General features: G+C 60.2%; 9 protein-coding genes. 6 read left to right on the top strand and 3 right to left on the bottom strand.

The features are described 5' to 3' along the window. Window positions 1-152: 152 nt before the first annotated feature. The 4 genes from RQH62_RS05850 (at window position 153) to RQH62_RS05835 (ending at window position 6,846) form a co-directional block, all read left to right on the top strand. Window positions 153-1,640 carry an MFS transporter gene (locus RQH62_RS05850; protein ID WP_311267805.1) on the top strand — a complete coding sequence of 496 codons (1,488 nt, stop codon included), beginning with the start codon at window positions 153-155 and terminating at the stop codon, window positions 1,638-1,640. Window positions 1,641-1,842: 202 nt separating this feature from the next. Continuing rightward, entirely contained in the window at window positions 1,843-2,037 is a 195-nt protein-coding gene (locus RQH62_RS05845) for a hypothetical protein (protein ID WP_311267804.1), read from the top strand. Window positions 2,038-2,347: 310 nt separating this feature from the next. After that, on the top strand, window positions 2,348-3,715 hold the full coding sequence (locus RQH62_RS05840) for a TIGR02594 family protein (RefSeq protein WP_311267803.1): 1,368 nt from the start codon (window positions 2,348-2,350) through the stop codon (window positions 3,713-3,715). Between the two features lie 158 nt (window positions 3,716-3,873). Beyond that, complete coding sequence (locus RQH62_RS05835; RefSeq protein ID WP_311267802.1) at window positions 3,874-6,846, top strand: hypothetical protein; 2,973 nt, start codon at window positions 3,874-3,876, stop codon at window positions 6,844-6,846. 567 nt (window positions 6,847-7,413) lie between these two features. On the opposite strand, the gene RQH62_RS05830 is transcribed toward RQH62_RS05835, so the two are convergent. Further along, window positions 7,414-9,573: a prolyl oligopeptidase family serine peptidase gene (locus RQH62_RS05830; RefSeq protein ID WP_405053515.1), complete on the bottom strand. Its 2,160-nt coding sequence runs from the start codon at window positions 9,571-9,573 to the stop codon at window positions 7,414-7,416. Window positions 9,574-9,894: 321 nt separating this feature from the next. On the opposite strand from RQH62_RS05830, the gene RQH62_RS05825 reads away from it, so the two are divergent. Both RQH62_RS05825 and RQH62_RS05820 read left to right on the top strand, forming a co-directional pair. Next, complete coding sequence (locus tag RQH62_RS05825) at window positions 9,895-12,327, top strand: membrane-bound PQQ-dependent dehydrogenase, glucose/quinate/shikimate family (protein ID WP_311267800.1); 2,433 nt, start codon at window positions 9,895-9,897, stop codon at window positions 12,325-12,327. 240 nt (window positions 12,328-12,567) lie between these two features. Continuing rightward, complete coding sequence (locus RQH62_RS05820) at window positions 12,568-12,819, top strand: hypothetical protein (protein WP_311267799.1); 252 nt, start codon at window positions 12,568-12,570, stop codon at window positions 12,817-12,819. A gap of 346 nt (window positions 12,820-13,165) precedes the next feature. Here RQH62_RS05820 and RQH62_RS05815 read toward each other — a convergent pair whose 3' ends face one another. Together RQH62_RS05815 and RQH62_RS05810 are read right to left on the bottom strand one after the other, a co-directional pair. Then, on the bottom strand, window positions 13,166-13,681 hold the full coding sequence (locus tag RQH62_RS05815) for a cupin domain-containing protein (protein WP_311267798.1): 516 nt from the start codon (window positions 13,679-13,681) through the stop codon (window positions 13,166-13,168). A gap of 2 nt (window positions 13,682-13,683) precedes the next feature. Then, on the bottom strand, window positions 13,684-14,637 hold the full coding sequence (locus RQH62_RS05810) for a fumarylacetoacetate hydrolase family protein (protein ID WP_311267797.1): 954 nt from the start codon (window positions 14,635-14,637) through the stop codon (window positions 13,684-13,686). Window positions 14,638-14,670 lie beyond the last annotated feature (33 nt).

Genomic DNA, 14,670 nt, shown 5'->3' with positions numbered 1-14,670 from the left:
TAAACATATGCCATGTAATTCCTGTAGCTTAAGTCCGATGTGGAACAGCGATTGGGTATGAATTCGTATGCGCAACTTGCCCCGCAAGGCGTGCTGTGCCAGCCCTGGATGAAGATGCAGGCGATCGTGCAGACGCCACACGGGGAGGCAGGATGACGCAGGCGACAGAAAAGCCGAAGCAGGGCTTGGCCGGGTTATGGAATATCAGCTTCGGCTTTTTCGGCATCCAGATCGGTTTTGCACTACAGAATGCCAATATGAGCCGCGTCTTCCAGTCGCTCGGCTCCAATATTGAAAGCCTGTCCGTTCTCTGGATCGCCGCGCCCTTGACCGGTCTGCTGGTGCAGCCGATCATCGGCCATCTTTCGGACCGGACATGGCTTGGCCGCCTTGGCCGCCGCCGCCCTTATTTTTTGCTGGGTGCTATCATGTCCGCCCTTGCGCTGTTGGGCATGCCGCAAAGCGACGGGCTGCTAATGGCGGCACTGTTGCTCTGGCTGCTCGACGCCAGCCTCAATATCTCGATGGAGCCGTTCCGCGCCTTTGTCGGCGACATGCTGCGCAAGGACCAGCATACGGTGGGTTATGCGGTGCAGACCGCCTTCATCGGGGCAGGCGCGGTGGTGGGATCGCTCTTCCCCTGGCTGCTGGAGCATCTGGGCGTCGCCAATGTCGCACCGGTGGGGCACGTGCCCGACACGGTGCGATTCAGCTTCTGGGCCGGCGGCGCGGCGCTGTTTGCGGCGGTGCTATGGACGGTGCTAACGACCCGCGAATATGCGCCGGAGGAGATGCGGGCCTTTGCCGACGCGGAAGAGAGGGCGGCCGCCGTAACCGATCTGTCCACCCGTGGCATCGCGCCATGCTTCGCCTGGATTGGCGGCGGCCTGATCGTGGCACTTCTGGTCGAACAGTGGGAAATGCAGAAGGAAGTCTATCTGCTGGGCATGCTGCTGGCAGGCTATGGACTCGCCAGTGTGGCCGCGATCCTGCTGGCGCGAGCCGGGCGGGAAACCAATATGCTGGCGCATATCGTCGGCGACATTGGCAGCATGCCGCCGATCATGCGCAAACTGGCATTGATCCAGTTCTTCAGCTGGTCGGCGCTGTTCATCATGTGGATTCACACCACGCCGGTCGTGGCCCAGTATATGTTCGGATCGGCCGACCCGGCCAGCGCCGCCTATCAGGCTGGCGGCAATTGGGTAGGTGTCCTTTTTTCCGTCTATAATGGCGTGGCGGCTGTTGCGGCATTGACTCTGCTGCCCTGGCTCGCCGCGCGGATCGGCAAGGCGCGGGCCCATGCCCTGTGCCTGATTGCAGGAGCTGCGGGGTTCGGCAGTATCCTGGTGCTGCGCGATCCGCAATTGCTGCTGCTGAGTGAAGTGGGGATCGGCATTGCCTGGGCCTCCATCCTCGCCATGCCCTATGCCATGCTGGCGTCCAGCCTGCCGCAGGCTAAGCTTGGCGTCTATATGGGAGTTTTCAATATCTTCGTCGTGGTGCCACAACTGCTAGTCGCCACCGCCATGGGCTCAATCATGAAGGCCTTCTTTCCCGGCGACCCGATCTGGACCATGGCCTTTGCCGCTGCGACGCTGCTGCTCGCAGCGCTGGCGACCCTGCGGATCAAAGCCTGAAACAGGCTTGCTCCTGATTAACTTCGCACATTTCCCGCTTATCCTGACATTTCCTGTCCCGAATAGGAAATTATCTTGCGGATAACATTTGAGCCTCGCCCTATTCTTGTAACCGACAGGGGTAGTGTAAGGTCAAGACTTATTCAATCGCTTCCCGAGCAGGTGCTTGATCGGTTCGATGGCAGCGTGAGGAGACGTTGCGATGCGTGATTTGATCTGGTTGTCGGATGCGCCGATGTGCCGGATCCAGCCATATTTGCCGCTATCTCAGGATCTGTTTGAAAATGCGCTTCTGGCGCATCTGCACCAGCCTGCGTCCCCAAACGGATCGGGCGCACCAAAGCCCGTCCTGAGCACATTCGAAGATGATGCATTACATCTTATCATTTTCACATAGTTGATAGTTATAGCGTGCCTATAGACATTTCATAATGCTATGATTTATACTGTTATATTTATATATTTATGGATTAAATATAATTCTGTCACGATATTTAAAAATACAAAATTCAAAAAAAAGACAAATTTCGGTGAAATTTTAATAAAGTTATTTCAATAAGTTAATTTTGCCTAAAAGTTATAACCACTCTTGTTAATTGACTTTAATTCGCATCAGCACCCTATTTTCCAACAGGTCGCTCAATCAGGAAATAGAGTCGCGTCCGGCAACGGGCTGCACTGGATTCTTGTTAATTTTGGGGGTGACCATGCACGATATCATCGATTCACCATATCCTCTGGGCGATCATGCCGCGCGCCTGTTTCAGGAAGGCGTGCGTACGGTCGTGCGCTATTACAACAACAAGAACTCGTCGACCTTCCCATCCAAATGCCTGACGCCCGCCGAATATGGCAAGCTGACGGCGGCCGGACTGAGAGTCGCCGTGGTATTCCAGCAGCGCGGCGGTGCCGGCGGTTTTCTGGACGATTTTAGTGCAGGAAAGGGTACGCGCGACGCCAACCGAGCGATGACACTGGCCGCGACGATCGGTCAGCCGGCGGGGTCCGCCATTTATTTCGGCGTAGATCATGATTTCTTCCGGAACAGCGAACTGGATCAGATCGACCGCTACTTCGCCGAGGTGAACGCGGCACTCGGTGGGCGTTTCCGAGTTGGAGTCTATGGGTCGGGTGCGGTCTGTTCGCGGCTGAAATCGACCGGTCACGCCACGTTATTCTGGCTTCCCGCCTCCTTGGGCTGGTCCGGATCGAAGGCGTTCCTGGCATCGCAGCAATGGACGCTCTTCCAGAAATTCCAGGAGTTGCAATCGAGCTTTGGCCGGTTCGATTATGATGGCAATATCTTCAATCCCGCCTTCGAAGATTTCGGTGAGTTCGGCGCGACCCCGCAGCAGCATCTGCCCCCGTCCAAACGGCAGGGCAGCGAAGGCATTGCCGTGTTCGAGGTGATCGCGCGCAGCGGCCTGCGCCTGCGCGGCGGCGCGGGCGACGGCTTCACCGTGCTCCAGACGCTGCCGTTGGGGACCATCGTGCACGGGCTGGGGCAGGAAGGCGATTGGGTACAGGTGGACATCGACGGCGACGGGATAGCCGACGGTTTCATGGCACGCGCCTTTCTGAAAGCGCTGGCGGGCGGATTACCGTTGGCGTCGGCTCCGGCAATCCCGCGCCCATATGTCGTCGCGCAGGCCGAGCTGGCTCTGGACGTGCGCGAGGTGACAGGTCCACAGAACAATCCGCGCATTGTCATGTACCACAGCAGCACATCGGGTGGTGCGGCATCGGACGAAACCGCCTGGTGCTCATCCTTCGTCAACTATTGCGTTGAACAGGCCGGATTGAAGGGCACCGATAGCAAATGGGCGCGCAGTTGGCATGATGAGGGCTGGGGCGAGGCGGTGACCGATGATCCGCACCCTGGCGACATCGTCGTGTGGCGGCGGCAATCCGCCAGCGGCGACGGCGGCCATGTCGGCTTCTTTGTCGAAAAGATTGGCAGCGATATTATCCGCGTGCTGGGCGGCAACCAGAGCAACCGCGTCCGCATATCCGATTATCCGGTCAAAGGAACGCTGGGGGCGATGAAATATACGCTGCTATCCATTCGGCGTTGAGGAAAGAGAGGGCGCAGCCCGCGACCGGGGGACAGACAATGGTCGGAAGAAAATTTTGGCAACGCAAGCCCGCAGAAGCGGGAGCCGGAGCGGTCGTAACCTTGTGGCAGGGTATTATCGCCTGGCTCAGAGGTGATCCGATATCAACCGAGCCAGCAATGACCACTGCCGAATATACCGAAATGATCAAGGAACGGGCACGCGAAGTCGTGCGCGAACGCCGGGCAATATTGGATCACGCCGGTCTGCAAACGCCTGTGCCCCACGCATCGATGGGCCTCGCCTGTTCAGGCGGCGGTATTCGCAGCGCGACGATTTCGCTGGGCATCGCCCAGGCGCTGGCCCGCAAGCAGCGGCTTCTGGATTTTGACTATTGTTCGACCGTGTCGGGCAGTGGTTATTTCGGCAGCTTTCTCGGCAGTCTGTTCCTTCCAGATGGCGTGCGTGGACCAGAAATGCCCAATGGCCCGGCCGAACCTGCACCCGAAGAGTTGTCGGCCAAGGCGCATTTCGCCCAGTCGGCACTGACCGACCAGGCCAGCCTGACCGCCAAAAATATCGGTACCCAAGCAGAGCCGAGGTGGATTCGTCATCCTGTACGCTGGCTGCGCGAGCATAGCCGCTATCTCGCACCCAACGGCACATCAGACTTTATCGCGGCGGGTGCTTATCTGATCCGCAACTGGATCGCGATGATCTATGTCTTCGCGTTACCGATCGCGCTCGCATCGATCCTGCTAATCGCAGCCTCGTTCGCAATGGCGGATTACAGGGAGCCAACGCAGGAACGGCTGAAGCAAGAAATGAGCGAGGTCGCACAGGCCGATGCGGCGGTAAAAGGCAACATCGCGGACATTTTGTATATCGAGCCCAAGGCGCCACCCCCCTGCAATTGCGTGCCAAAGCCCAAAAGCGAAGTCGGCATCATCCTGAGCCCGGTGTGGCTGCTGGCGGCTGTGGCGGTATTCCTGGGTCTGTCGGTTGGCGTCAGCTATTGGCTGACCGAATATCTGTCCGATCGCGGATCGGCGCTACGGCTGGCGCTGCGCAAGGTGACGCAGAGCAAGAGTCTGGACAGGGTGCGCGCCTGGCTGGATTGGCTGGGCAATCCGACGGTGCGCATCACGCTGGTGATTTCGGGGACGGCCGCAGGTGTGGTCGCGGCCGGCGGCCTGTGGCTTTGGATGCGCCGAAATGCAGACCTGCGGGTCAGTTGGCGCGGGATGGACGTGCTGATGGGCATCACCGTCGCGCTCACGATCATGGCCTGTATCGCCTGTATTTTCGCGGCATGGCAGATCAACCGATCCAATATCACGGAGATTGGCAAGCGCGACGCCTTCACACCTGAAATCCGCCGGATACTGACGCGCTGGAGTGCCGACTGGCTGACATGGGCGCTCATTATCGCGGGCATTGCGACCGTCGATACGCTGGGCCTGACCGGCTTTGCATGGATACGCGCGGCGTCGGGCGATGCTTCCTTCTTTGCCGGCGTCGCCACACTGGCAGCGCCACTGGGCGCGTGGATCATCAACAAGCTGCCAAGCTGGTTCAAGGATGGCAGCGGTACGCTCAGTCGATGGATCGGCCGCTATCTGTGGACTGCCGCTCTGGTTGCCGCGCTTGCGCTATACATGTTGCTGGCGGTGTCGATCCACATCGGCATCCAGTATCTGCTGTTCGACAATCAGCAATGGGCGATACCCGGCCGATTCGCGCCACTCAGCCGTTTCGGTGATGTCAGCATCGGAACCGTAATGCTGTTCCTGTGCTTCATCGTCGGATTGCTGTTCCGCTTCACCGGAGCGTCGCAGGGCTTCATCAACCTGTCGTCACTGCACGCAATCTACGCCTCGCGCCTGACCCGCGCCTATATCGGCGGCAGCAACATGCAGCGGCTTGCGTTGAACGGCGCGCCGGGCACGCTCACACGGTCCGAACGGTCGATCATGGAGAGCGACCCGCAGGACCAGATTCCGATTCATGTCTATCAAAAGACACGCACGGCCGCGCCCATCCACTTGATAAACGTCACGCTGAACGAGACTAAGGGCGCCGACAAGTCACAGATGCTGGAACGCGATCGCAAAGGCGTACCGCTGGTCTTCGCACCTGAAGGCGTGTTCATGGACACCGCCAAGCTGGTGTCCCAGCGGACGCATTTCCGCTGGGACGAATTGAAGAAATATGGGGTGGAGACGCTGTCTCTGGGACAGTTATGCGCAATTTCCGGCGCCGCGGCCTCCACGGGCATGGGCGCACGTACCAGCCTGGGTGGGTCACTGGCGCTCAGCTTCGCCAATATCCGCCTGGGCTATTGGTGGCGCGTAGGCCGGATGATTCAGGAGGCGGACGGCATCAACTCACGGTGGAAAGCGCGTGCGTTGGTCTGGCTGCTCGGGACCATCACCTATTTCTACCTCGCCCGCGAGATGCGGGGACTCTACACGCGGGACACCGCCTACATCAATATATCGGACGGCGGCCATTTCGAAAATAGCGGCGCCTATGAACTGTTGCGGCGCAATGTGCAGACCATCGTCGTGGCCGACAATGGCGCCGACCCGCGCTTTCTGTTCGGCGACATGGAAAATCTGGTGCGCAAGGCACGCATCGATCTGGGTATGGCGGTGGTCGTGGCCGACCGGACGGAGGTGGAGGCGCTCATCGGCCGGGATGGCGCTGCCCTGTTCCTGAACGGATCGGACGAGGACTGGCGCGTCCGCGCTGCCGCCCGATCGTCCGACGGGCTGGCTGCGGCCCCCAAGGATGCAGCTTTCTGCTTGCTGCTCAAGGTCCATCAGCGCCCCTGGAACGGCAAGACGGGCGACTTCGAGGTGGAAGAGAAGCTGACCGGCCATATCGTGTGGATGAAGCCCCGCCTGTTCGAGGGGCTGCCGGTAGACATCACTGGCTATGCGACCGAACATCCCAGCTTCCCACAGGAAAGCACCGGCGACCAGTTCTTCGACGAAGCGCAATGGGAAAGTTATCGCGCACTGGGCTATTCGATGATGAAGCAGTTGCTGGAACGATCCGCCCACAAGGAAAATATCCTGCGGGAGATCAATCGGAGTGAAGGTTGGAACGTCGTCTGGCCAAAGGACAAGGATGACGGAGAGCCATGACATCAGCGACGCGAAGCCGCCAAAGGCAAGATAGCACGTTATCCTGCGGGAAGGAGATGCGGTGCATGCTGAAACGTCGTGGAGAAAATCCGACGTTCCTGGTGCGGCACGCGGCGGTTCTGTTCCAGTAACCGGGTATACATCGCGTCGATGCCTATTTGATCCAAGAAGCGATTGCACGCCTGACGCAACCTGTGTTCACAAAGCCGGGCCGCCGTCGACGCATTCTTACGAACAGGCTGGCTTTGACGACCGATGCGTTCGACGTATCCACTACTCGGCAAACACGGCATATGACTACGGCGACGACTGACACGCGCGCCGCAGCGATAGAAAATAGGCATAAGATTTACAGGAAAGCGATCAAGGTAGATGAGCTTGCGGAACACCTAAAGACGCGGGTCTTTGCCGACGCGGAAGAGAGGGCAGCCGCCGAATAGCGAACGGTGTGTATCTGGGCAGTGAAAATGATCCGCTGAACGACCATTTTGGTTCTCCCCCAATACGCAGAAGGCGCCGGCAGGATCATGGGATCCGCCGGCGTTTCTCAGACCGCAAGCGGCCACATCATTCGATGTCGGGCGCGGCATTTTCCGGGGTTGCGAGTGGGCCGCCCTTCACCGCTGGTCCGCCCTTTAGATAATGGGCCAGCCAGCCCTGCACCTCATGATAGAATTGGCGACTGTCTTCAGGCTTTGTGATCCAGTGCCAGGCGTCGGGGAAGATGAGCAGCCGGCTGGGCACCTGCATCCGCTGCAATGTCGACCATGTTTCCAGCGTGTTCGACATCGGCACGCGATAGTCGCGCTCGCCTGCCGTCAGCAGCATCGGCGTCTTCCAGTCCTTGGCATAAGTGATCGGGCTCTGGTCGCGCCACACCTTGCTGTCGCCCCAGGGCGGACCGCCGCTCGCCACTTCGCGGCCATAGTTGAAGTCGCTGGTGCCCCACTGGGTCAGCAGATCGACCTCGCCCGCATGGCTGACGATGCATTTATAGCGGGTGGTCGTGGCTTCCATCCAGTTGGCGAGATGCCCGCCATAGCTGGCACCGCCGATGCAGGCATTGGCGGTGTCGATGAAACTGAATCGCTTGCCCGCCTCATCCACGGCCCGATTGATTTCGTCGGCCGGGCCGCGCAGCGGGTCCAGCTTGATCGCGCGGGCAAAGGCTTCGCCATAGCCGGTCGATCCGGTATAATCGGTCATCAGCACGACATAACCGGCGCTGGCCAGCAGATGATAGTTCCAGCGCAGACCGATCTGGTCGGCGTTGGACGATGCCGGCCCACCGTGCATCAACACCATCAGCGGATATCTCTTGGCCGGGTCGAACGCAGGCGGCGTCACGATCATATTGTGGATGCGGCGCCCCTTGTCGCTGGTAAACCAGAAATGCTGGGGGCTTGACCAGTCGATCGTCGCCGCGAGCGCCGTGTTGACGTTGGTCAGGTTGGTATGACGGCCCGTCCGGTGATCGATACGCACGATTTCGGCCGGGTTCACCGCGCTGCCATAGCTGGCGATCAGCGCAGTCGATTTGGCGTCGGACGGAATGTCGATCGCGCTATAGCCGCCGACCTTGGGCGCAACCACCAGTTCGGGTTTGCCACCGGCAACCGGCAGACGATAAACATTTTCCATGCCCGCATCGGGCACCGTCAAATACAGCGTCCGGCTGTCGGGCGTGATGGCATAGCCGTCCACTTCGCGATCGAACGCGCCCGTCAGCAGCGTCGCAGCGCGCCCCGCAGGCCAGTCGATGCGATGCAGCCGTGCCAGATCATAGACATCTTCGCCCTGGCTGTTGAACTTTACGATCAGGCTTTTGCCATCGGGCGTGAATTTGGGATCGGCATATTCACCCAGGGTTGATGTGGCCAGAGTCGGTTCGCCGCCGTCTGCCGGCATCCGGTAGAGGCCATAATTGACCCGCGCATGGGCGGCATCCCAGCGCTGGGTGGTCGCGATGAACAGGATTTCGCTGCCATCGGGACTCCAGACAGGCGACAGAGTCATGCCGCCGTCATTTTGCGGATTGCCGCCAAAGCCCTCCGCTTGGGCAAGCTGCGTCGTCGAGATGACATCGCGTGCAGCCGCGCCTTCAGACAAGGGTTGCACCCACAGGCTGGGCCGGCGATCGTCCAGCCAGTCGTTCCAATAGCGGATCGGGAAATGCTCGTAGACCCGCATGGAGAATTTGCGGGCCTTACGCTCTTCGGCTGCTTTCTTGTTAGTCGCAGCGTCGACCGCGCCGGGATAGACCAGGCTTTCGAACAGTATCGCCTGTCCATCGGGGCGCCATTGCGGCCGGGCCGCGCCGGTCGGCACATCGGTCGCGCGTCGCGCCTCACCGCCCGCAAGGTCGAGGATGTAGACCTGCGCCACATCATCGCCTTCCCGCTTGGCAGAAAAAGCGATGCGGCGGCTGTCGGGCGCCCAGGCGGGGTCGCTCTCTCCTGCCTTGCCCGACGTCAGCCGCCGTGGCGCCGCGCTGCCGTCGGCTGGCACGATCCAAAGATCGCTGACCGATCCATCCTTCGCATAGGACGGCTCTGTCAGTGTATAGAGAACCCATTTGCCGTCCGGGCTGGTCACCGGCGTGCCGACCCGTTTCATCATCCACAGCGTCTCATGCGTCAGCACCTGCTTGGGCTGGGCGAGCGCGGGCGCGCTGCCCAAGCCCGCGACCATCGCCGCGGAAATCAGAAGACGTGCAAATTTTCTCATAATCGCCCCCATTTCATTTATCACCCCTGCCGCCATCCACCGGGCAAGCAGGTCTGTACGCGTCACTTTGAGGGAGAGTGGCAGCGAGATGTCAATCCATTCGTCAGTTCGTCAGCCGCGCTCGACCGAGCAGGGCATGGGAAATTGCATCGACAAATGGCGGCAGCCGAATGCAGTTTGAACAGAAGACGCGCGGCATCCTCACCGCACATTACAAATTTGCAACGGAACAGAAAAAACTCTGAAACCTTTCGTTCGCGGGAAAAAGATTTCCGCAGACCAGCCATGGCGCTGCCCTGCGGCGTAGCAAGGACGGTTGATATGGCAGGAAGACGCAGTTGGTCCGCCCTCATCTTGGGAATGATCGTGGGCTTGATAGGCGCTGTCCTTGCCACAGGCGGGGCCTGGCTCGCCACATTGGGTGGCTCGCTCTATTACCTGCCTGCCGGTCTTGCCATGATGGTGTCGGGCTATCTGCTGATCCGCGGTCGCATGAAGGGCGCATGGCTCTATATCGCCATCGTCGCTGTCACTATCCTCTGGGCTTTCCTTGATGCGCAGAACAATCTGGCCTGGGCGTTGGTGCCGCGCATCATCGCGCCGATCGTCTTGCTGGTCGCCACAATCCTCGTCATGCCCACGCTGACACGGGCGCCCCACAAGTGGCGCAACGCCGTTGTCGGCGTGGGTGCAGTGGTTCTCGTCACGGGCCTTCTATTCACCTTCCTGGGCACGAGAAGCGATGTCGTCGCTGCCCTGCCAGCACAAAATTCACTGGGGATGACCGATCCGTCGGGCATGGCGACCGGCCCCGACTGGCCCGCCTATGGCGGCACAGGTGCCGCCCGCCGCTATTCACCCCTGACGCAGATCAATGCAGGCAATGTCGCGCAACTGCGGCAGGTTTGGCTCACCCACACCGGCGACATGCCGCGGACGCCAGCCGCCGCCGCGCAATATGGCGCGGAAACGACTCCGCTCAAGGTCGGCAACATGCTGTACCTCTGTTCGGCGAAGAATGTGATGATCGCGCTCGACGCCGCCAGTGGCAATGAAAAGTGGCGCTTCGATCCGAAGGTCAGGGATGAGTGGATACCCTATACCGCCGCCTGTCGCGGGGTCAGCTATTATGCGGTGCCCACCGCGAAAGCCGGCACACTTTGCGCGCGCCGCCTGATTGAAGGGACGCTGGACGCGCGCCTGATCGCCGTCGACGCAGAAACCGGACGTCCATGCAGCGGTTTCGGCGACAACGGTCAGGTCGATGCGAAAATCGGCATGGGCAAGGTGTTTCCCGGCCTCGTCTCCATCAATTCGCCGCCAGTCATCATTCGCGGCATAGCGGTGACTGGGCACCAGACGCTCGATGGGCAGCAACGCTGGGAACCCTCCGGCGTTATCCAGGGCTTCGACGCCGTCACCGGCAAGTTGCGCTTCGCCTGGGACATGATGCACCCGGACTGGAACGGCTATCCGCCCGTCGGGCAGCACTGGTCGCGTGGTACGCCCAATATGTGGACGATTGCCAGCGGCGACGAGAAACTGGGCCTTGTCTATCTGCCCATGGGCAACAGCACGGTCGATTATTGGAGCAGCATGCGGTCGCCGGTGGAGAACAGCTTCGGCACCTCCATCGTCGCGCTCGACGTGACGACCGGAAAGCCCCGCTGGACATTCCAGGCAGTCAAGAACGACGTCTGGGACTATGATTTCGGCAGCCAGCCGACCCTGATCGACTATAAGGGCAAGGCGGCCCTGCTCGTCTCGTCCAAGCAGGGCGACATGTATGTGCTTGACCGTGTCACCGGTCGACCGCTCACGCCGATCGGTACGATCCGTGCGCCCGGTGGCGGCGTCGAGCCGCAACAGCGCGCGCCCACACAAATCGTCTCGCTGTGGCATACGCTGCGCAAGGCGCCGCTCACGGAATCCGATATGTGGGGCATGTCGCCCATCGATCAGATGATCTGCCGCATCAACTTCCGCCGGGCGAGCTACAAGGGTTTCTTCACGCCGCCGGAAACCGATCGCCATTCGATCGAATATCCCGGCTATAATGGCGGCACCGACTGGGGCAGCGTCGCGGTCGATCCAACACGCGGTGTTATCGTCGCCAATTATAACGACATGCCCAACTATGTCCGCCTGGTGCCCCGTGCCGACGCCAATCGAAAGGGCTGGTATACCCGCGAACAGAAAGCGGCGATGGCCCAGGCGTCGCTGAAAGCCGAAAAGGGCGGCAATGCCAGTCACAGCGACAAGCCCCACGCAGAAGGAGCGGGCGATCCGCAGGCTGAAACGCCCTATGCCATCGACGTTAATGCCGGCTGGCAGATGCCCTTTACCGGCATGTTGTGCAAACAACCGCCCTATGGCGGTATTCGCGCGATCGACATCGCTACCGGCAAGACGCTGTGGGATCGTCCGTTCGGTTCGGCGCGCAAAAATGGCCCCTTCGGCATTCCCAGCCATCTGCCGCTGACCATCGGCACGCCCAATAATGGCGGTGCGGTCGTCACGGCAGGCGGCATCATCTTCATCGCCGCGGCGACGGACGACCTGTTCAAGGCCATCGACCTCAAAACCGGCAAGATCCTGTGGCAACAGGCGCTTCCGGCGGGCGGTCAGGCGACGCCGATGGTCTATGAGCAGGATGGGCGCGAATATGTGGTCCTGATGACGGGCGGCCATCATTTCATGAAGACGCCGATCGGCGATCAGGTGATCGCATGGGCGCTGCCGGAAAAGGGCTGACCATCGGCGCCGAGACCGGCATGCAGGACAGTCTGAATCAATCTACCTTAGGTTCAGCAAGGAACTGAACCCTGCACAGCACAGCCTGATGACCACCCCGTTGCCCGCCATATACACATGGCGGGCAACGGGATTGCAGCCTGAAAACCAAGTCCATTGCCATCCGCTTGCCCATCGCGTTCCCGGTCTAGTTCAGAACCTGCTTGGCGAACGTCAGGCCAAAGGGCGGAAGCGCTCGGCGTGCCCAAAGCGCTGGATGCAGCCATCAGCCTCGACATCCTGTACATGCTGTCGCTCGACCTCAGCATCTGCGGCGTGATGGAGGGCAATGTCGATCCCCAGACCTTCCTGCCGGAACTGATCCCCCTCAATGCCGGAGGGGCGTTCCCCTTTGCGAAGCTGATGCCACACTATCGGCTGGAGGATATCAATCAAGCTGCCGCCGACCAGTATGACAGCAGTTGCGATAAGGCCGTGCTGGGGATGGATTGATGCCTTCTGCGGGGCGAGCTATTTCCGTGCCGGCACGGACCACCTCGACATAACGTAAGAAGGCACGCTGTCGCATAAAACCGAGTAAATCGAGCATCAGCGTAACGGCACTGCCACGACGTCACCACTTCGCCCCCGAACATGGAGGCCCATTGCAACGGGCCTGATCGGGGTGCCGAACGCAACACCTATCGCTCCATTCGCCGGTTCATTCTTTCTCAATCCTCAAAAGATTTTCCTCGCGATTATACAGTATAGACCATGATGGCGTCGATATGGTCATGGTGTCCGAACTGATTGTAAAAACCAACTCCGGATCAAAAAATCTGAACAGCAGGCGTCCCTTTCAATCCACGTCTTCCGGTTTCATTTCGCGCAGCGGTTCGCCATTATGGAGATAGGCCGGCGCCTCGATCAGGATGAACGCGATCCGGCAGGGTTTGTCCGTAACATTGCGCCACAAATGATTGGTCCCGCGTTGCACGATGATGCCGCCCTCCCGAACCAACGTCTTGCGACCGTCATCCAGTTCCAGTTCGATTTCGCCCGACATTACGATGCCATAATCGATGCTGTTGGTGCGATGCATGGGCGACTGCTTGCCAGGCAGCATATCAACTATACGGATCACCGAGCCCTGATTGAGCGTCAGCCCGGCGTCGCGTTCACGACCGTCGGTTTCGTCATTATTGTCGGCCGGCACCGTCTCGGTCGTCCAGAGCAGCAGAAAGGATGCGTCGCCGGAAGGAACCATCCGGGTGGGCGCCACATCATCGGACTTGAAGATCGCGCGGCCGTCGGCATTGTGCCCGGTGACGACGCGCTGGACCGGCGGCAGGCCGGAATCGCTGAATTCTGCCATGCTCATGCTCCTTGATACGCTATGATTTGCTGGTCGATGACACCGAAGGGCGAACGGCCGTCCGCCAGTCGCGCATCCATGCGGACGCGGTCGCCAAAGCGCATGAACTGCGTCCGGGGGGCGCCTTCATCGACGATTTCGATGCCGCGCCGTTCAGCGATGCAGGACGAACCGACCTCCCGGAAATTGCTGTTCGACACCGTTCCCGAACCGATCACGGTCCCGGCTGGCAAATGGCGGGTCCGCGCCGCATGGGCGACCAGTTCGTGAAAGCCAAAGCTCATGGGCTCACCATTGGCCGCGCCAAAACGCTCCCCGTTCCAGTCGACCAGCAGGTCCAGACAGACCCGGCCATCCCGCCACTGATCCCCTAACTCGTCCGGCGTCACGGCGAAGGGCGCCATCGAACAGGCGGGCTTGGCCTGGATCCAGCCAAAGCCGGTCTTCATTTCCGGACCGGCCAGAAAGCGCAGGGACCAGTCGTTGATCTGCACGATCAGCCGGATATGGGCGATCGCGTCCTGCGCGCTCGTGCCCATCGGCACCGCATCGACAATGATGCCGAATTCGCCTTCGAAATCAATGCCAAGCGCCTCGTCAGGCATTTCTACATCTTCACCAGAACCATAGAAATGATCGGACAATCCCTGATACATCAGCGGCAGCCCGGTTTTTGCCGGCTGCACGCCCAGCACCTTGTCCATCAGCGCGCCGTGGCTTTCAAAGGCCGACCCATCGAGCCACTGCCACGACCGGGGCAATGGCGCGCGTAGCAATGCTACGTCCAGCATATGCGGAAATTCCTGCGTGGCGGCCAGCGCCGGGCCAAATGTATCCCAGCTTTCCAGCGCCTGCTGAAGCGTCGCCACGGGCGCGGCAGCATAGTGGCTACCCTCAGGCGACACCATGATCAACTGCCCATCGGCGGTCCCGTCACAGAGCGTTGCCAGCCGCATATCGTCTCCTTTGTCGATCTTTGATGCGGCGAT

Source organism: Sphingobium sp. WCS2017Hpa-17 (assembly GCF_031843765.1).
Lineage (GTDB): Bacteria > Pseudomonadota > Alphaproteobacteria > Sphingomonadales > Sphingomonadaceae > Sphingobium.
Note: the sequence above shows the minus strand (reverse complement) of the source record. Positions and strands in the feature narration are given on the sequence as shown.

What these genes read in the sequence shown, in the direction of transcription:
- RQH62_RS05850 (WP_311267805.1), top strand. Translation starts at nt 153, where the DNA reads ATGACGCAGGCGACAGAAAAGCCGAAGCAGGGCTTGGCCGGGTTATGG.
- RQH62_RS05810 (WP_311267797.1), bottom strand. Translation starts at nt 14,637, where the DNA reads ATGCGGCTGGCAACGCTCTGTGACGGGACCGCCGATGGGCAGTTGATC.
- RQH62_RS05840 (WP_311267803.1), top strand. Translation starts at nt 2,348, where the DNA reads ATGCACGATATCATCGATTCACCATATCCTCTGGGCGATCATGCCGCG.
- RQH62_RS05825 (WP_311267800.1), top strand. Translation starts at nt 9,895, where the DNA reads ATGGCAGGAAGACGCAGTTGGTCCGCCCTCATCTTGGGAATGATCGTG.
- RQH62_RS05830 (WP_405053515.1), bottom strand. Translation starts at nt 9,573, where the DNA reads ATGAGAAAATTTGCACGTCTTCTGATTTCCGCGGCGATGGTCGCGGGC.
- RQH62_RS05815 (WP_311267798.1), bottom strand. Translation starts at nt 13,681, where the DNA reads ATGGCAGAATTCAGCGATTCCGGCCTGCCGCCGGTCCAGCGCGTCGTC.
- RQH62_RS05845 (WP_311267804.1), top strand. Translation starts at nt 1,843, where the DNA reads ATGCGTGATTTGATCTGGTTGTCGGATGCGCCGATGTGCCGGATCCAG.
- RQH62_RS05835 (WP_311267802.1), top strand. Translation starts at nt 3,874, where the DNA reads ATGACCACTGCCGAATATACCGAAATGATCAAGGAACGGGCACGCGAA.